The sequence below is a fragment of the Streptomyces sp. NPDC057010 genome, from assembly GCF_042673805.1.
Taxonomy (GTDB): domain Bacteria; phylum Actinomycetota; class Actinomycetes; order Streptomycetales; family Streptomycetaceae; genus Streptomyces.
Map to the genome: position 1 here is coordinate 63,139 of NZ_JBHUSC010000005.1, position 18,941 is coordinate 82,079.

At 72.9% G+C, this 18,941-nt stretch carries 17 protein-coding genes; 12 read left to right on the forward strand and 5 right to left on the reverse strand.

The genetic code is table 11. The features are described from left to right. Positions 1 to 12: 12 nt before the first annotated feature. Positions 13 to 486 (reverse strand): DUF5133 domain-containing protein, encoded by a 474-nt coding sequence (locus tag ACFTXQ_RS07860; RefSeq protein ID WP_382636902.1) that lies wholly within the window; start codon positions 484 to 486, stop codon positions 13 to 15. 312 nt (positions 487 to 798) lie between these two features. Here ACFTXQ_RS07860 and ACFTXQ_RS07865 point away from each other — a divergent pair, with 312 nt between their 5' ends. The 8 genes from ACFTXQ_RS07865 (at position 799) to ACFTXQ_RS07900 (ending at position 7,089) form a co-directional block, all read left to right on the forward strand. After that, entirely contained in the window at positions 799 to 1,074 is a 276-nt protein-coding gene (locus ACFTXQ_RS07865) for an isoamylase early set domain-containing protein (protein ID WP_382636903.1), read from the forward strand. A gap of 147 nt (positions 1,075 to 1,221) precedes the next feature. After that, positions 1,222 to 1,617 carry a tyrosinase family oxidase copper chaperone gene (locus ACFTXQ_RS07870; RefSeq protein ID WP_382636905.1) on the forward strand — a complete coding sequence of 132 codons (396 nt, stop codon included), beginning with the start codon at positions 1,222 to 1,224 and terminating at the stop codon, positions 1,615 to 1,617. After that, positions 1,614 to 2,450 (forward strand): tyrosinase family protein, encoded by an 837-nt coding sequence (locus tag ACFTXQ_RS07875; protein ID WP_382636907.1) that lies wholly within the window; start codon positions 1,614 to 1,616, stop codon positions 2,448 to 2,450. Before ACFTXQ_RS07870 ends, ACFTXQ_RS07875 begins: the two co-directional genes overlap by 4 nt. Positions 2,451 to 2,703: 253 nt before the next feature. Next, the gene (locus ACFTXQ_RS07880; RefSeq protein WP_382636908.1) at positions 2,704 to 3,528 is read left to right on the forward strand and encodes a sulfotransferase family protein; all 825 of its coding nucleotides are present in this window, start codon (positions 2,704 to 2,706) and stop codon (positions 3,526 to 3,528) included. Beyond that, a complete protein-coding gene (locus ACFTXQ_RS07885) occupies positions 3,518 to 4,222 on the forward strand; it encodes an SUMF1/EgtB/PvdO family nonheme iron enzyme (protein WP_382636910.1) in 705 nt (234 codons plus the stop codon). Before ACFTXQ_RS07880 ends, ACFTXQ_RS07885 begins: the two co-directional genes overlap by 11 nt. A gap of 4 nt (positions 4,223 to 4,226) precedes the next feature. Further along, complete coding sequence (locus ACFTXQ_RS07890; protein WP_382636912.1) at positions 4,227 to 4,928, forward strand: HAD family hydrolase; 702 nt, start codon at positions 4,227 to 4,229, stop codon at positions 4,926 to 4,928. Next, on the forward strand, positions 4,925 to 5,659 hold the full coding sequence (locus tag ACFTXQ_RS07895; protein ID WP_382636913.1) for an adenylate/guanylate cyclase domain-containing protein: 735 nt from the start codon (positions 4,925 to 4,927) through the stop codon (positions 5,657 to 5,659). The genes ACFTXQ_RS07890 and ACFTXQ_RS07895 overlap by 4 nt, the downstream gene beginning before the upstream one ends. Then, positions 5,656 to 7,089: an MFS transporter gene (locus ACFTXQ_RS07900; protein WP_382636915.1), complete on the forward strand. Its 1,434-nt coding sequence runs from the start codon at positions 5,656 to 5,658 to the stop codon at positions 7,087 to 7,089. Before ACFTXQ_RS07895 ends, ACFTXQ_RS07900 begins: the two co-directional genes overlap by 4 nt. A gap of 36 nt (positions 7,090 to 7,125) precedes the next feature. On the opposite strand, the gene ACFTXQ_RS07905 is transcribed toward ACFTXQ_RS07900, so the two are convergent. Genes ACFTXQ_RS07905 through ACFTXQ_RS07915 form a run of 3 tightly spaced genes read right to left on the reverse strand, consistent with a single transcriptional unit; the run spans position 7,126 to position 11,323 of the window. Then, on the reverse strand, positions 7,126 to 8,730 hold the full coding sequence (locus ACFTXQ_RS07905; protein WP_382636916.1) for a hypothetical protein: 1,605 nt from the start codon (positions 8,728 to 8,730) through the stop codon (positions 7,126 to 7,128). Positions 8,731 to 8,758: 28 nt separating this feature from the next. Then, entirely contained in the window at positions 8,759 to 10,291 is a 1,533-nt protein-coding gene (locus tag ACFTXQ_RS07910) for an amino acid permease (protein WP_382636917.1), read from the reverse strand. A 51-nt stretch (positions 10,292 to 10,342) separates the two neighbouring features. Further along, a complete protein-coding gene (locus ACFTXQ_RS07915) occupies positions 10,343 to 11,323 on the reverse strand; it encodes a hypothetical protein (RefSeq protein WP_382636919.1) in 981 nt (326 codons plus the stop codon). Positions 11,324 to 11,720: 397 nt separating this feature from the next. On the opposite strand from ACFTXQ_RS07915, the gene ACFTXQ_RS07920 reads away from it, so the two are divergent. The 3 genes from ACFTXQ_RS07920 to ACFTXQ_RS07930 are packed head-to-tail and all read left to right on the forward strand — an operon-like array spanning position 11,721 to position 15,738. Next, positions 11,721 to 13,157 carry an FGGY family carbohydrate kinase gene (locus ACFTXQ_RS07920; RefSeq protein WP_382636921.1) on the forward strand — a complete coding sequence of 479 codons (1,437 nt, stop codon included), beginning with the start codon at positions 11,721 to 11,723 and terminating at the stop codon, positions 13,155 to 13,157. Then, positions 13,154 to 14,551, forward strand: a complete 1,398-nt coding sequence (locus ACFTXQ_RS07925; RefSeq protein ID WP_382636923.1) for an FAD-dependent oxidoreductase — start codon at positions 13,154 to 13,156, stop codon at positions 14,549 to 14,551. The genes ACFTXQ_RS07920 and ACFTXQ_RS07925 overlap by 4 nt, the downstream gene beginning before the upstream one ends. Beyond that, on the forward strand, positions 14,548 to 15,738 hold the full coding sequence (locus ACFTXQ_RS07930) for an NAD(P)/FAD-dependent oxidoreductase (protein WP_382636924.1): 1,191 nt from the start codon (positions 14,548 to 14,550) through the stop codon (positions 15,736 to 15,738). Before ACFTXQ_RS07925 ends, ACFTXQ_RS07930 begins: the two co-directional genes overlap by 4 nt. Positions 15,739 to 15,762: 24 nt before the next feature. Here ACFTXQ_RS07930 and ACFTXQ_RS07935 read toward each other — a convergent pair whose 3' ends face one another. Further along, on the reverse strand, positions 15,763 to 17,418 hold the full coding sequence (locus ACFTXQ_RS07935) for an FG-GAP-like repeat-containing protein (RefSeq protein WP_382636926.1): 1,656 nt from the start codon (positions 17,416 to 17,418) through the stop codon (positions 15,763 to 15,765). A 249-nt stretch (positions 17,419 to 17,667) separates the two neighbouring features. Here ACFTXQ_RS07935 and ACFTXQ_RS07940 point away from each other — a divergent pair, with 249 nt between their 5' ends. After that, positions 17,668 to 18,939 (forward strand): hypothetical protein, encoded by a 1,272-nt coding sequence (locus tag ACFTXQ_RS07940; RefSeq protein ID WP_382636928.1) that lies wholly within the window; start codon positions 17,668 to 17,670, stop codon positions 18,937 to 18,939. The last annotated feature ends 2 nt before the right edge of the window (positions 18,940 to 18,941 follow it).

Here is an 18,941-nt window from a genome sequence, read left to right on the forward strand (position 1 = left end):
AGCCCTGCGTGTTCAGCCCTGCGTGTACTGGATCGCTTCGTGTACCGCCACGTGCGGGGAGGGTTGCGCCATGAGTACGCACAGGGTGAACAGGGAGTCCTCCAGGGCCCGGCGCGCGCCCTCGTCGGCGGGGGCCGCGGCCAGGCGCATCCGGGCGTCGAAGAACCGGCTGAGCGCCTGCTCGGCGTCCTCGAGGTTCGGCATCAGGTGCGGTTCCGGCGTCAAAGGGGCGCCGCCGTGGGACCGGGCCGCCTGGATGGCCTGACTCAGGGCCCGTTCGGCGCGGGCGGGCAGCGGTGTGCCGTGCGCTCCGGCGGCCATCGCGGCCGCCATCCCGGCGACGGGCAGGTGGGCCTGGGCGGCCGCGGCAGACAGGATCTGCTCGGCCACGCGGGCCGGGGCGGGGGTCCTCGCCATCAGCGTGCCCACCGCCCAGGACACGGCCTGCCCGGGCAGCGACGGGGCGAGAGGAAGGGGAGACGTCATGGCGGGTTCCGGTGAGCTGAGCTGAGCTGAGCTGGAGAGCCGTTCCCCGAAACGGCCGGCGGTGTTGTCTGCCGCCTCTTACCAGAATCGTCGGCACCGGCCCGGTATCCGTCAAGAACTACGCGATAGCAGCAGGCGCATACGAAGCGTGTCCGCCCGCCTCTCGCGGTGGTGAACCGCGCCGGCCGGGCGGCTGCGGGACCGGGCGGGTGATCTCGGCTCCGGGCGACGGCCGCGTGGCGCAGCCCTCAGCCTGCGCACCCGCAAGACTGCACGGGTTCATTCCCCGTCTCTTCGCGGTTGGAGTCTTCGGTGCTCGAACGCAAGCAGGTCAAGGGCCGTACCCAGGTCACCTTCATCCTCCCCGAGAACAGCCCCGACGGGCCGGTCAGCGTGGTCGGGGACTTCAACCACTGGAACCCCGCCGTCCATCCCCTGGAGCCCCGCGGCGACGGCACGCGCGCCGTCAGCGTCTCGCTGCCCGCGCACAGCGCCCATTCCTTCCGCTACCTCGCCGCCGGCGACTACTGGTTTGACGACGAGCACGCCGACAGCCACGACGGCACCAACAACCGCATCCACACCTGATCGTCCTCGCGGTCCACTGACGGGCAGGCCGGCCCTCGCCGGACCTGCCCGTCGGCCGTGCCGCCGACGGACGCGACGCCGCCCACGCCGGTTGGATGCACGGGGCACTGATCAGCCGATCAGGCCCTTCTGATACCAATTCAAGCCATGAAGAAGATCACCCGCCGGCAGGCTTTGGGCATAACCTCCGGCGCATCCATCGCACTTGGGCTGACCGCCTGCAAGTCCAACTCGGCCACCGGCCCGGCCGCCGGTGCTTCGGCCTCGCCCCTTTCCATACCCACCGGCGGCATCGACGAGGTCTTCGAGGGCCGCCGCATCCAGATCACCCTCGGCACCGGAGGCCACCACGGCGTCGGGATGCCCACCATCAAGATCGACGGCAACGAACTGCACCTCATGCCGAATGCCGACGGCACCTGGGTCACCGTCGTCAACCACTACGAGACGTTCAAGGACCCCATCTCGGCCGCCCGCGCCGCCGTCCGCGACCTCCAGGGCGCCGCCCTCGTCCCGTTCGTAGCCAAGGAAGTCAAGCTGTGACCGTCCGCAAGAACCAGGCCACGCTCACCGCCGACGAGAAGCGGGCCTTCACCAACGCGCTGCTCGAACTCAAGCGGACCGGCGTCTACGACCGCTACGTCAACGCCCACAACTACTTCCTCCTGAGCGATTCCGACTCCGGCGACCGGATGGGCCACCGCTCCCCCTCCTTCCTCCCCTGGCACCGCCGTTTCCTGCTGGACTTCGAGGCGGCGCTGCAGAGGGTCGACCCGAAGGTCTCGATCCCGTACTGGGACTGGACCGTCGACCGGACCCCCGGCTCCTCCCTCTGGGCCGCGGACTTCATGGGCGGCACCAGCCGGGCCCGGGACGGGCAGGTCCTCGACGGGCCGTTCGCCTACGCGGCGGGCAAGTGGGCCATCACCGTGGGCGTGGACCAGCGCCAGTACCTGCGGCGCACCCTCGGCACGGGCGTGGCCGAGCTGCCGACGAAGGCCGAGGTGAACGCCGTCCTCTCCATGCCCGAGTACGACGCGGCCCCCTGGAACAGCACCTCCGGCGGTTTCCGCAACCACCTGGAGGGCTGGCGCGGCACCGGCCTCCACAACCGCGTCCACGTGTGGATCGGCGGCCACATGGCCACCGCGGCGTCTCCGAACGACCCGGTGTTCTGGATGCACCACGCGTTCATCGACATGCTCTGGGCCGAATGGCAGGTCCGTAACCCGAAGTCCACGTACCTGCCCGCCACCCGGACGGCGAACGTGGTCGACCTGCACGCCACCTTGTCGCCGTGGAACAACGTGACCCCGGCCGACCTGCTCGACCACCGGAAGTTCTACACCTTCGACACCGAAGGCGCCGGCCGCTAACGGTCGGCCGGGCCCCTGGGGGTGCGGTCCGCGCGGCCGGTGGTCCACCAGATCGCCGCCGCCCCGGCCGCAACCCACCTGGCTTCGCAGTCCGTTGGCACTGCCGAGACAGCCCGTTCACAATCCCGCGAGATGATCATTGGCGGACGCAGGCCAGCCCCTCGGGAGCCGCGTCCGACGGGGGCGACCCGCCCGGACCTCCGCACCGGCCCGGGCCCGCCCATCACGACTTCATCCAGGGACCTACCGACCGATGCAACGCAGTGCGCCATTTCTGATCATTGGCCACCACCGATCCGGCACGAACTTCCTCGGAGAGCTGATCCAGCGGAACCCGGCCGTCGCCTGTGCCAACGAGCCGTTCTCGATGCACACCGAGTTCTTCCGCGACAACGACCTCAGACCCTGGTCCGCGGCCGACTACGACCAGGCCGTCCTGCACCCGGAGTTGTACGCGCACCCGAAGATCGTGCTGTTCCTCCAGGAACTGCGCAAATGGCTCGTCTCCTCCCCCGAGGGCTGTCGGCGCGGCTTCAAGGAGACCCTGCTCTACGAGAAGCTCCCCTGGCTCGGCGCGTACCTGCCCGGGCTGCGGGTCATCCACCTGGTGCGCGACCCGCGAGCCGTCGCCGCCTCCGTGCTCAACGTGCCGGAGGCGGACGAACTGTGGAAGTACAGCGTGACCGTCACGCGCTACCTGGAGGAGCAGCTCGGCCATTCGCCCGGCGCCGGGCTCGACCCCTTCGAGCTCTGCCTGCGCAGCATCGGCATCCGCTGGGAGCTCGCGCGGCAGTCGCTGGCCGCCTTCGAGCACATCACCGTACGCCTGGAGGATCTGGTGGGGCACCCCGAGGACGCACTCGGCCGGCTGATGAACTTCCTGGACCTCGAACCCACCTCCGATCAGCTGGAGTTCATAGCCGACTCGCAGCGGTCCAGCCGGGGCGGGCGGTACTCCAGCTACCGGTCCCGCGACGCGGTGCTCAACTCATGGCGCAGCCGGCTCACCGACGCGCAGCAGGACCGTCTGACCGCGGGCCTGCGGCCCTTCTTCGAGGAGTACGGGTATGCCTGCTGAACTCCGGCGCGCCCTGCGCGCGACGGCCGTCGCGGTGACCGTCCCCGCGCCCGGAGGGGCGGACCGGCCCCCGCTGTTCGTCATGCGCACCCTGATGACCAATCACCACTATGCGGACCTGCTCAACGAGCTGGAGGTCCCCGACGAGGGCGACGGCATGTCGCTCTACATCAACGCGAAGAACCCGGCCCTCCCGCTGCGGTACGACCCTGCGGCGGGGCGCTATCAGGTGCGGCCGGGCCTGGAGGACCACCCCGTCGTCGGCGTGCCGTGGCTGGGTGCCCGCCTCGCCGCCGGGGCCCTGGGCGGGCGGCTCCTCTCCGAGGACGAGTGGGAGCACTGCGCCACCGCCGGGTCCGCCGGCCGTACGTACCCGTGGGGTGAGGCCGAGCCGACCGGCGCCGCCGCCAACTTCGGTGAGCACGTCGGCAGCACCACGCCCGTCGGCTCCTACCCCGCCAATGACCTCGGCTTCACCGACATGGCGGGCAACGCGGAGGAGTGGAGCTCCGACTGGTTCACCCCGGACCGCCGGGACCGGGATGCGCCGGCGGCCGCCGAGACCTACGAGAAGGTCGTCAAGGGTGGGGCGTGGAACAAGTCCGCCGCCCTGCTCGCCTGCGCCGCCCGGCGCGGCAGGTGGTACATCGCCGGTTCGGCGTCCATCGGTTTCCGAGTGGCTTGGGAGGGCTGAGCGGATGCTTTCGGTGATCTTCGACCTGGACGACACGCTGTGCGACTACGGGGCGGCCCGACTGCGCGCGAAGCGGAAGATCGATCTCCTGCTGAGGGAGCACGGCGTGCCGGCCGGCCCGGCCTACTGGGCACGGTTCGACGAACTGGACCCCGTGCTGTTCGCCCGGTTCACCTCCGGTGAGCTGGCCCGCGAGGAGTACCGCCGGCTCCGGTTCGAGATCCCGGCGACGGACGCGGGGGCGGACCCCGCCAGGGCCTGCGCGGCCGCAGCCCGGGCCAACTCCGTGTACGTGGCGAGCGCCAACACCGACATCGAGCTGTTCGACGACGCGCTGCCCGCTCTCGGCTCGCTGCGCGCCGCCGGGGCGGAGCTCTCCCTCTTCACCAACGGGCCGTCCGACGGACAGCGCACCAAGATCGACGCGCTGGGCCTGGCCCCGTACGTCGACCACGTCTTCATCAGTGAGGAGCTGGGCGCGGCCAAGCCCAGCCCCGCGGCGTTCGGAGCCGTCCTCTCCGCCCTCGGCCGGACCGCCCGGCAGAGCGTCATGGTGGGCGACTCGCCCGGCACCGACATCGCCGGCGCCCGCGCCGCGGGCATCCGTGCGGTGCTGCTGGACCGCACCGGCCGGCGGGGCGATCCGGGCGTCGAGACCGTCGCGAGCCTCGCCGACCTGCCCCGTCTCCTGGTGTCCGCCCCGTGAGCGCCGCCACCGCCGGCCCCGAAGGGCACGGCGGCGACGCGGGCAGCTTCCTCGATCCTTCCCTCGCCGCGGCGCTGGCCTCCGACCGCTCCGCCCTGGACCTGCGCACGACGAAGGCGGCCGTCGTCTTCTGGGACATCTCCGGCTACTCCCGGATCGCGGACGCCCTGCAGTACGACAGCACTGAACTGCTGCGCAACATCCAGGAGTTCCTCACGAGCGCCGTCCTCGCCGTACAGCGCAACCACGGTGTCGTCCACAAGTTCCTCGGCGACGGCCTGATCGCCGTGTTCGGCAGCTCGCTCGGCGCTCCGGGCGCGGCCGGGGACCGGGCCGACCGCGACCTCGCCGGGCCGGCGCTCACCGCCGCGGCCGAGCTGCGGGCGGAGTTCACCGGCCTCGCCGACGGCTGGGTGGCGTCCAGCAGCGCACCCGACCCGCGGATCTGGCAGGTCGGGCTCCGCTGCGGCATCGCCCTCGGCGACGTACACCACGGGCGGCTCGGGCTCGGCCCGATGTCCGCGCTCGCGCTGCTGGGGCACGCGGTCAACCTGGCGTCCCGCTGCTGCGCCGGCGCCGAGCCCGGCCAGGTGCTGGTGTCGGAGCGGGTACGGGCGGCAGGCGCCGGGGCGTTCGGCTTCCGGCCCGCGGGGCCGCCCCGGGTGCTCAAGAACATCTCCGGCGCGCAGCAGCTCTGGGCCGTCGGCGCTCCGCACCGGGAGGCCCGGTGACCGGCGCCCCCAGCAGCCCCACCGCGCATACCGCCGCCCCTCGTCCCGGGCCTGTGGGGCGGGCGCTGACCGTCGTCCTGCTGACCGCCGTGACGGCGTACGCCCTGTCGATATCCCTGATCATGCCCGCCCTGCCCGAGCTGGCCGCCGGCCTGCGGGCCTCGGGGACCGCCGTCACCTGGGGACTGACCGGCTTCACCCTGTCCGCCGCCGTCACCACCCCCGTCGCGGGGCGGATGGGCGACCTCTGGGGCCACCGCCGGGTGCTGACCGCCGCGCTCGGGGCCGGCGCCCTCGGCCTGGGTCTCGCCGCCGCGGCCGACGGACTGGCGCTCTTCGTGGCGGGCCGGGTGCTGGCCGGCGTGGGGGCCGCCGCGCTGCCGCTGGCGTTCGCCCTGGTGCGCACCCTCAGCACCGCCGAGCAGGTGGCTGCGCGGATCAGCGTCCTGTCGACCGCTATCGGCCTCGGCGCCTCGGCCGGCTGGGTCCTCGGCGGCCCGATGACGGCGCTGCTCGGGACACGTTCGCTCTCCCTCCTCCCGCTGGCGCTGTGCCTCGCGGCGCTGGCCGGCACCTTCCGCTTCGTCCCCGCCGACCCCGCGCCGGGCCCTGGCTCCGCACCGGGCGACCCGGCGGGGGCGTGGCGCCGGCTGGACGTCGTGGGATCGCTCGGGCTCGCCCTGTGGCTCTCCGCACTCCTGCTCGCCTCCTCCCGGGGCGGGCACTGGGGCTGGGGCTCGCCGCGCACCCTGGCGCTCACCGCCGCCGGGCTGCTCGGCGCGGCCGGCTGGGCGGCGTACGAGCTGCGCTCCCCCCGTCCCGTCATCGACCTGCGGGCCCAGCGCTCCCCGGCGCTGCTGGCGGCGGGTGGGTCGGCGCTGGCCTGCGGCTACGCGTTCATGGCGGCCGGGATCGTGATCCCGCTGCTGGTCCAGGCCCCGCCGGAGACCGGCTTCGGCCTCGGCTCAACGGCGACCGTCGCAGGCCTGGTCCAACTCCCCACCGGGCTCGCGCTGATGGCGGCCGGGGCACTGGCCGGCCGTACGATCAAACGCCACGGAACCCGCCGGGCCCTGGCCCTCGGCTGCGCTCTGATCGCCGTCGCGTACCTCGCGGCGACGCTCGCCCACGGCAGCCTCGCCGCGCTGGCCGCCATGAACGTCGTACGGGGTGCCGGCCTGGGCCTCGGCTACGCGGCCATGGGCGCGCTGGCCGTGCAGTCCGTACCGGCCTCCGACAGCGGCTCCAGCGCGGGCGTCAACGTCCTGCTGCGGAACCTCGGCACCGCGGTGGGCGCGGAGGTCACCTCGATCCTGCTCACCGACGGCTCCCCCGAGGCCGTCACCGCCGCCTTCGCGGTGCCGGCGGCCTTGATGGCCACCACCCTGGCCGGCCTGTCCGTGGCCGGCCGGCGCCGCACGGCACCATGACGACGGCTTGCCCTCGCGTCGCCGGGGCCGATGCCGTCAGCCGGCGCCGTTCTTCAGGCGGCGGACGACTTCCTCGGAGAGGCGCTGTTGCAGTTCGGCGAGCTGCTCGGGGGTGTAGGCGCCGAGGTCGACCTGCCCGGGGGGTGCGGCGCCGTCGTCCTTCGGTTTCTGCTTTTCCTGCTCCCTGCGCGTGAGTTCCGCTTCCTCCGGGGACCCGGGTGCCGCGTACGCGCACCGGATGAGCGTCCCGTCGGCGGCCTTCAGGCAGGTGGCCTCGCGGCCGCCCACCTGGCCGCGGCCCTCCACGCGGTAGCGGATGTTCTGCTCGCTGCCGACCGTGGCGGTCCACGTGCTGCCGCCCGTGGGGACGACCTCGAACACCCTGTCCTCGTTGTAGCAGCAGACGTCCCGGTACTCGGCCTTGACCAACTCGACGAGCGCCCGCGGCGACGGCCACGTCGGAGTGAGCCGGTGGACGGTCATCGGGGCGAGGCCGCCGCCCTGGTGGCGGGTCGGCACGGTCGACACGGCCACGACCGAACTGGCCTCCCCCTGCGGGGTGAGGGGGGTGACGTACGCACTGCCGCCGGCCTCGCTGCGGTACCGCAGGGTGAACTCCGACTCGTTGCCCTCGTTGGCGCCGTCCTCGGAGGCGTCCCAGCCGCTGCGCTCGAACCACCAGTCGGTGAAGCTGCCGACCGCGGCCGTCCCCTCACGCTGCCGGGACGCGAGGCTCAGCGGATACGACGGGCCGGGCACCGCGGCCGTGTCGGTGGTGATCGTGAGCTCTCCGGTCCGCCCGTTGTAGAGAGCGACTCCGGCCGGGCGTTCGGTCACCACCAGGAAGCCGGTCTGGCGCTTGAGGGGGACGACCACGGTCGGGGTGTCGCCCGAGCAGGTCACGTAGGCGTCGGACGCCTCGAAGCGCACCCAGCGCTTCCGGTCCGAGATCTTCCGGCCGAGGTTGTGGGAGAACCAGCCGCCGATGCGTGCGTCGGCCTGGTCCACGTCGAACGAACAGCGTTCCTGGTTGCGGCTGTTGCCGCCGAGCGGAATCTCCTGGACGAGTCCGACCTCGTACCCGGACAGCCAGCCGCGCCGCTCCACCAGGGTCGCGAACCGGTCCCCGTCCGGCAGGTACGTGACATCGGAGATCTCCCCGGTCACATCGCCCAGGTGCGGGGCGGCCTGCGCCTTTCCGACCAGGTACGGCGCGCGGGGCGCCAGCTCGGGGACCGCCTCGGACACGATCCGTACGTCCTGCATGTACTCCCGGTCCTGGAGGTACGCGCCGTACACCAGCCACCAGACCGCGATGCCCAACCCGAGGAGGCCGCCCAGCCAGCCGAGGGCCACCGCCGCGCCTCCCCCGCCCGTGCCGGCGGCCGCGCCGCGCCGCTTGCGGCGGAGCAGCTTCGCCACGAGCCCCAAGGCCCCGGCGGTGCCCGCGGCCAGCAGCGGGGCGGCCAGCCACGCGAAGATCTTCCGGAGCTCCCAGACCAGGACCGTCGTGTAGTACGAGGCGTACCAGACCGCCAGCCCCGCCAGAAGTACCCCTACGCCCCACCGCAATGCCCGGCCCATCAGCGCCCCCCGCCGTCGGATACGACGATTGTCCGCCCGGGTGGCGGGAGATGTCATCAGGCCGGGCCTCCCGGAAGCCGTGCGGTCAGACGATGCCCTCGGCGATCTCCGCCTGCTCGCGGGCGTTCCCGTAGGCCGACGGGGTCCCGTAGGAACGCCGGGCGACGGACCACCACACGCCGGCGAGGACCAGCACCACCGCCAGGGCGATCACCGCGTAGTTCATCGAGTCGATGGTGACCGGGGACTTCTGCGGCAGGCAGAACAGGACCGTGACGACCGCGACCCAGACGACGGCGGTCCAGCCGATCGGCTTGCTCCAGCGGCCCAGGCTCCACGGGCCGGGCACGAACCGCTTGCCGGCGCGGAGCCGCAGGTAGATCGGGATGGCGTAGGCCGGGGTGATGCCGATGACGTTGATCGCGGTCACGGCCGCGTAGGCGGTGGTGGAGTAGAGCGACGGCAGCGCGAGCACGCCCGCGACGACGACCGCGAACCAGACGGCCGGGACCGGGGTCTGGGTGCGGCCGCTGACCTTGCGCCACAGGGCGGAGCCGGGGAGTGCGTTGTCCCGGCTGAACGCGAAGACCATCCGGCTCGCGGCGGCCACCTCGGCATTGCCGCAGAAGAGCTGCGCGACGATGACGACGAGGAGCAGGGCGGTGGCGCCGCCGGTGCCCAGGGCGTCGAGGAAGATCTGCGCGGGCGGGACGTTGGTGGGGGTGCCCTGGACGGTCGCGTAGTCCTGGATGGCGAAGGTGAGCCCCGCGAGGAGGGCGAATCCGGCGATCCAGGAGACCCAGATGGCCCGGACGATGCCCTTGGCGGCGGAGACGGAGGCGTTCGAGGTCTCCTCCGAGAGGTGCGCGGAGGCGTCGTACCCGGAGAAGGTGTACTGGGCGAGCAGCAGGCCGACGGCAGCCACGTAGAACGGGTTCGCCCAGCCGGTGTCGTTGACGAACTCGGTGAAGACGAACGAGGGCGACTGGTGGTGGTCGGGGACGAGGGCCAGGACGCCGACGATGAGGGCGACACCGCCCAGGTGCCACCAGACGCTGACGGAGTTGAGCACACTGACGAGGCGGACGCCGAAGAGGTTGAGCCCGGCGTGCAGCAGCAGGATGCCCAGGAAGATCAGGAACGTCGACCCGGGGGTGGGCTCGAAGTCGAACTGGAGGTTGAGGAAGGCGCCGGTGAACTGGGCGGCGCCGTAGTCGATTCCGGCGATGGCGCCGAGCAGACCGAGCAGGTTCAGCCAGCCGGTGTACCAGCCCCAGCGGCGTCCGCCGAGCCGGTCGGCCATGTAGTACAGCGCTCCCGAGGTGGGATAGGCGCTGGTGACCTCGGCCAGGGCGAGGCCCACGCAGAGCACGAACAGGCCGACGCCGAGCCAGCCCCACAGCATCACGGCCGGGCCGCCCGTCCCCAGGCCGAAGCCGTACAGGGTCATGCACCCGGAGAGGACGGATATGACCGAGAAGCTGATGGCGAAGTTGCCGAAACCGCCCATCCGGCGGGCGAGGACGGGCTGGTAGCCGAGTTCTCTGAGCCGTTCCTCCTCGTCGTGCGGGCGTGGGGCCTTGCGGCCTTGGCGGGATGCCCACTCGGTTCGGGACATGGCGGTACCTCCGGGGGTGGATGTGGAGCGGGGGGGACGGTGGATCGGGGGTCAGGACCGGGCCGCCAGGCTGCGGGACCTGGCCCGGAGGAACACCTCCTCGGCCAGTGCCCGGTCGGCCGGGTCTCGGGTCCGGTGGGCCCACGGCAGGGTGGTCCAGTAGCGGCCGATCGCGTCGAAGACCCGGGCCGCCTCGTCGAAGCGGAGGGCCCCCCACAGGGCGTGGGCGAGGTGGTTCAGGTCGAGCGGGGAGGCGTGCCGCGGCTCGGCGCCGCGGAACCAGGCGTCCAGGGCGTGGCCGGCGTCGCGGATGGCGTCCTCGGCGACCCAGTGAAGGTCGAGGGCCCGCTCCTGGCCGTGTTCACGGCGGTAGCGTTCGACGCGCACGTAGAGCGGCAGGAGGTGGACGGCGGATCCGGGGGTGGCGGAACCGGCGGCCCAGTGGGCGAAGTTGGCGGCCGCGGCGAGCGGTCCGGGCGTGCCCGCGTACACGAACTGGAGCATCCGGTGGTACGCCTCGCGGTTGTGCGGGTCCCGTTTGTCCGCCTCGGCGAGGATGCCCCAGGGGCCGGGGGGCAGCATCAGGCCGGGCGGCGGGAGCCGGTGCCCGTCCATCTGCCGGTCTTCGTCGAGGAGGGCGAGGGCGAGCAGGCAGACCCAGGGCACGGGGTCGGCGGGGCTGATGCCGGCGGCGTGCCGGCAGGCCTCCCAGGCCTCCTCCCACAACTCGTGGGTGCGGGCATGTCCGGCACGGTGGGCGCGGACGGCCCGTTCGACGGTGACGCGGGTGTGCATCACGGTCGCGGCGACGCTGTGCGGTTCCTCGGTCCGCCATGCCTGGACCACGTCGGATCCGGCGGCGACGGCGGCGAGGACCTGGGTGCGCTGGGTCCACAGCCCCCAGGCGTCCGTCCGTTCGAGCAGGTGCGCCATGGACAACCAGCGGCCGGTGCGCAGGTCCTGGACGGCGACACGGAGCTCGTCGTCGTGGCCGGCGGGATGGTAGACGGGCCGGAAGTCGCTGCCCGCCATCACCTCGCCCCGGTCGACGGGCCGCCCGGACGGGCGTGTCTTGCGGTGGTCGTGGTCATGAGTCCTCGGATCGCGTGGAGGGTGGGTCCGTCCGGCGTTCGACTGCCGCACTGCAGCCGTGCCGTACCGGGGATGCGCGAGCCGAGTGTGAACCGGGCTGCGGATCCCCGCCGTTGACCCGCGGTCGGCGTCCTTCCCGTTGATCGGCGATCACTATAGGGCGAGGCCGGGGATGCGTATCCGGATTCCCGTTCGAACGAAAGTAACCAGCCACGCACGGGAGATGACTTTGCGTCAACGATCCGGGGGTGGAGCGGGAAGATCTTGACGCGCACTCCCCGCTGATGGAGGCTTCCGACCGACGATCAAGCACGCCGACACCAGGGACGGAGTGGTGATGACGGGCCCGGTGCTCGCTGTTGACCAGGGAACGTCGGGAACCAAGGCCCTCGTGATCTGCCCGGTACGCGGGGTCATCGGCTCCGGCTCCGCGCCCGTACGGCCCCGCCACCTGCCGGACGGCCGGGTGGAGGTCGACCCCTACGAGCTGCTGAACTCGGTATTCGACGCCGGACGGGCCGCGCTCAAGGCGGCCGGTGAGCCGGTCGCCGCCGTGGGCCTGGCCAACCAGGGCGAGACCGTCCTCGCCTGGGACCCGGCGAGCGGTGAGCCGCTGACCGACGCGATCGTCTGGCAGGACCGGCGCGCGGAGGCGCTGTGCGCCGAACTGGCTCCGCACGCACCGTTGTTGCGGGAGGCCACCGGCCTGCCGCTCGATCCCTATTTCGCCGCGCCCAAGATGGCCTGGATACGCCGCCACCTGACCCCGGACGGTGTGGTCACGACCAGCGACGTGTGGCTCGTGCACCGCCTCACCGGGGCGTTCGTGACCGACGCGGCGACCGCCGGCCGCACCCAGCTGCTGGACCTCGACACCGTCGGCTGGTCACGGGCCGCACTGGACGCCTTCGGCCTCGCGGGCGAGCGGCTCCCGGAGATCGTCGACGCGGACACCCGTATCGGCACCACCTCCGCCTTCGGGCCGCAACTGCCGCTGACCGGGCTGCTCGTCGACCAGCAGGCGGCGCTGCTCGCCCAGCGCGTCACCGAGCCCGGCACCGCCAAGTGCACGTACGGGACGGGCGCGTTCCTGCTCGCGCAGACCGGTCCGCTCCCCCGGCGCAGCGCCTCCGGGCTGGCCGGCTGTGTGGCATGGCGGCTGGCCGGGCGGACCAGTTATTGCCTGGACGGGCAGGTGTACACCGCCGCCTCCGCCGTGCGCTGGCTGACCGATCTCGGCGTGATCTCCGGCGCCGAGGACATCGACACCGTCGGCGGGAGCGTCCAGGACTCCGGCGGCGTCACCTTCGTCCCCGCGCTCGCCGGGCTCGCCGCCCCGTGGTGGCGGGGCGATCTGCGGGGCTCGGTCACCGGTCTGGGCCTGGCCACCACGGCCGGGCACCTGGTGCGCGCGCTGTGCGACGGCATCGCCGCGCAGGTGGCGGAGCTCGCGGACGCGGTCGCCGCCGACCTGGGCGCCCCGCTCACCACCCTGCGCGTCGACGGCGGTCTGACCCGGTCCGCGCTGCTCATGCAGGCCCAGGCCGATCTGCTCGGGATCCCCGTCGAGGTGTCGGCGCTGCCGGACGCCACCGCGCTCGGCGTCGGCGCGGTCGCCCGGCTCGGGCTGGATCCCTCGCTCACCGTCCGGGAGGCCGTCCCGCAGTGGAAGCCCTCCGCCGTCTACGAGCCGAGGGCGGACGCCGGGCAGGCCGCGGAGCGCCGCGCGCGGTTCCGAACGGCCGTGTCGGCCCTGCTCGACGGCCCCGCATGACCGTCACCACCGGCGGCTCCCTGCCCGGCGGGACGTACGACGTGACGGTCGTCGGCTCCGGCGTGGTGGGTTCGGCGATCGCCCGCGAACTGGCCCGCCTGCCCCTGCGGATCGCGCTGGTCGATGCCTCCGACGATGTCGGCGACGGCAGCTCCAAGGCCAACACCGCCATCCTGCACACCGGTTTCGACGCCGTGCCGGGCTCCCTGGAGTCCCGGCTCGTCCGGGAGGGACAGCGCCGGCTCGCCGCGTACGCCGCCGAGAGCGGCATTCCGGTGGAGCCGCTCGGGGCCCTCCTGATCGCCTGGGACGAGGAACAGCACGCCGCACTGCCGGGCCTCGCCGACAAGGCCGTACGCAACGACTACCGCTCGGCCCGCATCATTTCGGCGCAGGAGGTGCGGGCCCGCGAACCGGAACTGGGGCCGGGGGCGCTGGGGGCGCTCGACGTACCGGGCGAGTCGATCATCTGCGCCTGGACGACCACGCTGGCGTACGCGACGCAGGCCGTCCGCGCCGGCATCGACCTCCACCTCAACTGCCGTGTCGAGGGGGTGACTTCGGGCGATCCGCACCTCCTGGCGACCAGCCGGGGGCCGTTGCGCACCCGTCACCTGGTCAACGCTGCGGGCCTGTACGCCGACGAGATCGACCGGCTCCTCGGCCATGCGGACTTCACCGTGACGCCCCGACGGGGCCAGCTGATCGTCTTCGACGACCCGGCCCGCGGCCTGGTACGGCACATCCTGCTGCCGGTGCCGGGCGCGCTCGGGAAGGGGGTTCTGGTGTCGCCGACGGTGTACGGCAACGTGCTCCTCGGACCGACCGCCGAGGACCTGGACGACAAGACGGCCACCGGCTCGACCGCCGAAGGGCTCGCGCTGCTGCGGGACAAGGGCCGGCGGATCCTGCCGGCGCTCCTGGAGGAGGAGGTCACCGCCGTGTACGCGGGACTGCGGGCGGCCACCGGGTCCGAGGACTACGCGATCCGGGCCCACCCCGCGCAGCGCTACGTCACCGTGGGCGGGATCCGCTCGACGGGCCTGACCGCCTCGATGGCGATCGCCGCCCATGTGGTGGAGCTGCTCGCCGACGGCGGTCTGCCGGTGACGGGCGCGCGGGAGCTGGAGCCGGTGCGGATGCCGAACCTGGGCGAGGCGTTCCCGCGGCCGTACCGCAACGCGGAGCTGATCGCGGCGGACCCGGAGTACGGCAGGATCGTCTGCCACTGCGAGCGGGTGACCCGCGGGGAGATCCGCGACGCGCTCGCGGGAACGGTCCCGCCCGGTTCGCCGGCCGGTCTGCGGCGGCGCACGCGCGCGGGGGCCGGCCGCTGCCAGGGCTTCCACTGCGGCGCCGCCGTCCGCGCGCTCTTCGAGGAGGGGCGCCGGTGAACCGTACGGTCGACGTCCTCGTCGTCGGCGGCGGACCGGCCGGCCTGGCCCTCGCCGCCCGGCTGGCGGCCGCGGGCGCGGGGCGGGTCGAGGTCCTGGAACGCGAGCAGGACGCCGGCGGCGTGCCACGGCACTGCCACCACGGCGGGTTCGGACGGCCGGCCCGTCCCTGGCTGCGGGGGCCCGCCTACGCACGGCGGTCGGTGGAGGCGGCGGTCCGTGCGGGGGCCGCGGTGCGGACCGGAGTCACCGCCACCGGCTGGGCCGGCCCGCTGTCCCTGGAGACCACGAGCCCGGCGGGCCTGGAGCGGATCACCGCCCGGGCCGTCGTCCTCGCCACCGGCGCCCGCGAACGCCCCCGCAGCGCCCGGCTGGTGCCGGGCTCCCGTCCGGCGGGAGTGCTGACGACCGGGGAGCTGCAGCAGTCGGTCCACCTGTACGGGCAACCCGTCGGGCGGCGGGCCGTCGTGGTGGGCGCCGAGCCGGTGGCCCGTCACGCGGTACGCACGCTGCGCCGGGCGGGCGCGGAGGTGGTGGCGGTGGTCACCGAACGCCCCCGCGGCACCGCCGTGCCGGGGGTTGCGCTCCTCACGGCCACCACGGTGGAGGAACTGCGCGGCCGGGGCCGCCTGTCGGGCGTGGCCGTGCGCCACGAGGACGGCCGGTCGGGCGTGCTCGCCTGCGACACGGTGGTCTTCACCGGCGACTGGATCCCCGACCACGAGCTGGCCCGCCGCGGCGGCATCACCCTGGACCCGGGCACGCGCGGACCCTCCGTGGACGCGTCCTTCCGTACGGCGACCCCGGGTGTCTTCGCGGTCGGCAACGCCCTCAGGGGCGTCGAGCGCGCCGCCACCGCGGCCGCGGAGGGGGCTGCCGCGGCGGGCCCGGTGCTGGCCCGCCTGTCGGGGGCCCCGTGGCCGGATCCCGGACCGCTGCTGCTCGTACGGGCCCCGCTGGTGTGGGTGACGCCGAACCGGCTCACGGGCATCGCGGGACGCCCGCTGCTGCTGCGGTCCGGAGAGCCGCTGATCGGCCCGGTGGTGACGGTCGCTCAGGACGGACGGCTGCTGTGGCGGCGTCGGTTCCCGGGCCCGGTGTCGCCGTCTCGGTCGCTGCGGCTGCCGCCGGGGTGGACGAGCCGGGTCGACTGGACGGGCGGCCCGCTGGTGATCGCCGTCGGCTGACGGCGCGGCCGCTACCGGTGCCGTTCAGAACAGCAGCTCGCCCGCCGGATAGCCGGTCCCGATGCGGACCCGGGGCTGGTAGCCCCCGGCGCCGGTGCCCCGGTACAGGTAGAGGTTCCCCGAGCGGTCCCGGCCGAGCAGGTCCGCCCTGCCGTCCCCGTTCACGTCTCCCGGTGGCGCCAGCGCCGTGTAGGTCCCCCAGCCCGTGCCGATCCGGGTCCTGGGGGCGAATCCGCCGGCTCCGGTACCGCGGTGGAGGTAGAGGTCGCCCGCGCCGTCGCGTGCCAGCAGGTCCGGCCGGCCGTCGCCGGAGAAGTCCCCGGGCGAGAGCAGGGCATCGTAGACGCCCCAGCCGCTGCCGATGCGCACCGGTGCGGCAAAGGTGCCGTCGCCGCTTCCGGGGTGCAGCCAGAGCACGCCGGAGGTGTCCCTGGTGATGAGGTCGTGCGGCCCGTCGCCGGTGATGTCGCCCGGCGCGACCAGGGTGTCGTAGCGCTGCCAGCCGGTGGCTGCGCGGACCCTCTGGGTGTCGGGGTACCGGCCCTCGTCGTCCTGGGTGTAGCGCCACAGGCTGCCGTCCGTGTCGAGGGCGGCCAGCTGCGTCGTCCCCGGCAGGCGGACCACCTGGCGCAGGCGGCTCCAGCCCGTGCCGACCCTGCAGGGTGCGGCGAGGGTCCCGTTGGCTTGTCCGGCCTGGCGGAACACCGCGCCCGAGGCATCGCGGCGGAAGGCCGCGCCGCGGGCGGGGTCGAGAGGACCGCAGTCGGACCAGTCCGCGGCGGCCCGCAGCATCCGGTGGTCGGAGACCGCCATGTCCACCGGGGGCAGGTCGGCCTTCGGCGTACGGAAGTCCCGGGCCCCGAGGAAGACGTAGTCGAGCTTCTTCCCGCCCACCGTGGCCTGCCCCGAGCGGCACCTGAGGGTGATGCCGGGCGTGCAGGCCGCCGGATCGAAGAACTGTGCGTCGGTCTCGTCGGATTCGATGAAGCGGCCGAAGGCGCCGTCGTTGATGCCGGAGTCGTAGAAGCGGGAGAGGGTGGCACTGCGCGGAGAGTGGTTGAAGTCGCCGCCGAGGACGACGGGGGTGCCCGCGTCCTCCCAGGTCCGGGCGCGTGCGGCGAGCCGGTCGGCCTCGGGGACGGCCAGGGTGCCGTTGTCCCAGTACAGGTGAACGGAACAGGACCAGGTGCGGCGGTATTGCAAGGTGCTCTCGACGCACGGGACGCGGATCGGTTCCTTCTCCCCGCCGACCGTCAGGTCGAGGTCCAGGGTCTGCGTGATCTGCCCGCGGACGAAGACGGCATTGCCGTAGTCGGCATTGCCGCAGATCCCGGGCCGGCCCAGGACGGTCCTGCTGAACAGCCCGCGGAAGCCGCGCGCCCGCAGCCGGTCCGCGATGGAGTCGTACTGGGGACGGCAGACCTCCTGGAGGAAGATCTGGTCGGCGTTCCACGAGGTGGCAGCGGCCTGCGCGACGACGGAGTCCACGCGCCGCTGGTTGTCGAACGGGGGCGCGGCACACACGTTGCCGCAGATGTTGTAGCTGATGAAGCGCAGCGGCGGCGCGGTGCTCGGGGAGACGGTGTCCGCGTGTGCGGAACCGGGCACGGCGAGCGCGCCGCAGAGCGTCATGACCGCGAGGACGGTGCGCTTGCGGAAGCGGCTGACGGGACGTCGCACGGGGCACTCCGTAGGACCGGGGCGGGCGAAGCCGCGGATCGCACCGGGAGCGGGAACACGACGCACGGCCCTGTGGGATTCCACAGGGCCGTCAGACCATCATGAAGTCACAGCGGCAGGCCGGAGGCGACGTGCGTGGCGCCGCTCTTCACCCCGACGGCTCTCCTCGGGCGCGTCCGGATGCAGCTCCGCGGGGGCTTCGCCAGACTGATCGGAAGCGCGGCAGATCACCGACGAGGCGTCGCGGAGGTGGAGATGATCGAATTCCCCATGTCCGTGCGCTCCCGGATGCGCGGCGAGGCCGGGCCTGCGGGCGCTGTGGGTGAGCGGCAGGTCCGCGATGGGCGTCACCGTCTGTTGCCACCGGTCGTTGCGTGGGTGATCGCGAACGTCGTCACCTGGCTGGTCGCGAACGCGTCCATTGCCGGTGACGGGTCCAGGGTTTCCTTCTGGTCCACAGGCAGCCGCCATCGGTGGGATTCGGGAAATTATCTGTCCATCGCCAAGACCGGCTACGAACTGTTCCGGTGCCGGGAGCGATACGCGAACTTTCCCGATGCCACCTGCGGAAATGCCGCCTGGTTTCCCGGATATCCCATGTCGATCCGGGCTCTTTCCGCCACCGGGCTTTCCTATGAGATCTCCGCCGTCGCCGTCGCCGAAGCCTCCCTCCTCGGCATGTTCGCGGTGTTGTGGTGGCTGCTCGGCGCCCGGCTCACATGGGCCACCGGCCTCACCCTCGCCATCGGTTCGGTGTTCCCGGGCGGTATCTATTTCCACGGCATGTTCCCGATCGCCACCGGGACGCTGGCGCTGCTCGTCTGCATCGTCGGAGTGAAGCGCGGCTCCTGGGTCATCGCTTCCGCCGGCGGTTTCGTGGCGGCCTCCTGTTATCCCGTCGGCGCCGTCGCCGTCGCGATGCTGGCATTGAGCGCGTTCTTCGCGTGGCAAAGGGACACGAGACCGGTTCGATTCGCGAAGGCCGGGGTGTCGGCGGCCCTCGCCGGCTGCGGGGTGCTCTGGGCCAAGTGGGTCATGTGGCAGGCCACGGGACGCTGGGACGCGTACGAGCTCATCCAGAGGTCCAGTTTTCACCAAGGTGATGTGCGCCAGCCCCTCGACGAGATGAGGAATTCCTACTATTTCCCCTTCAGCGACTGGTACCGGCCCAAGGGCGACCTTCCGCTGCTCCTGGAGCACAGCCTCTCCGCGCACAGGACCGAGCTCTGGCTGAACCTCGCCTTCATGCTGCTCGTCCTGGTCACGGCCGCGTTTCGACTCATCCGGAACCGCCGGCTCGATGTCGAGGAGTGGGCCGCCCTGGTCCTCACGGTGGCGATCTTCTGGACACCGTTCTTCGCCGGCGCCGAAATGTCGTGGTACCGCAATCACGCGCAGATGTTCGTCGGGCTGTTGCTGGTCAGGCGCATGCCCCGGTGGGTTCAGGGGGCCCTGTTGGCGTGCTGCACGGTCCAGTACGCCCTGCTGGGGTCCATGTTCTTCGCCGGGGTGCTGGTGTAGCC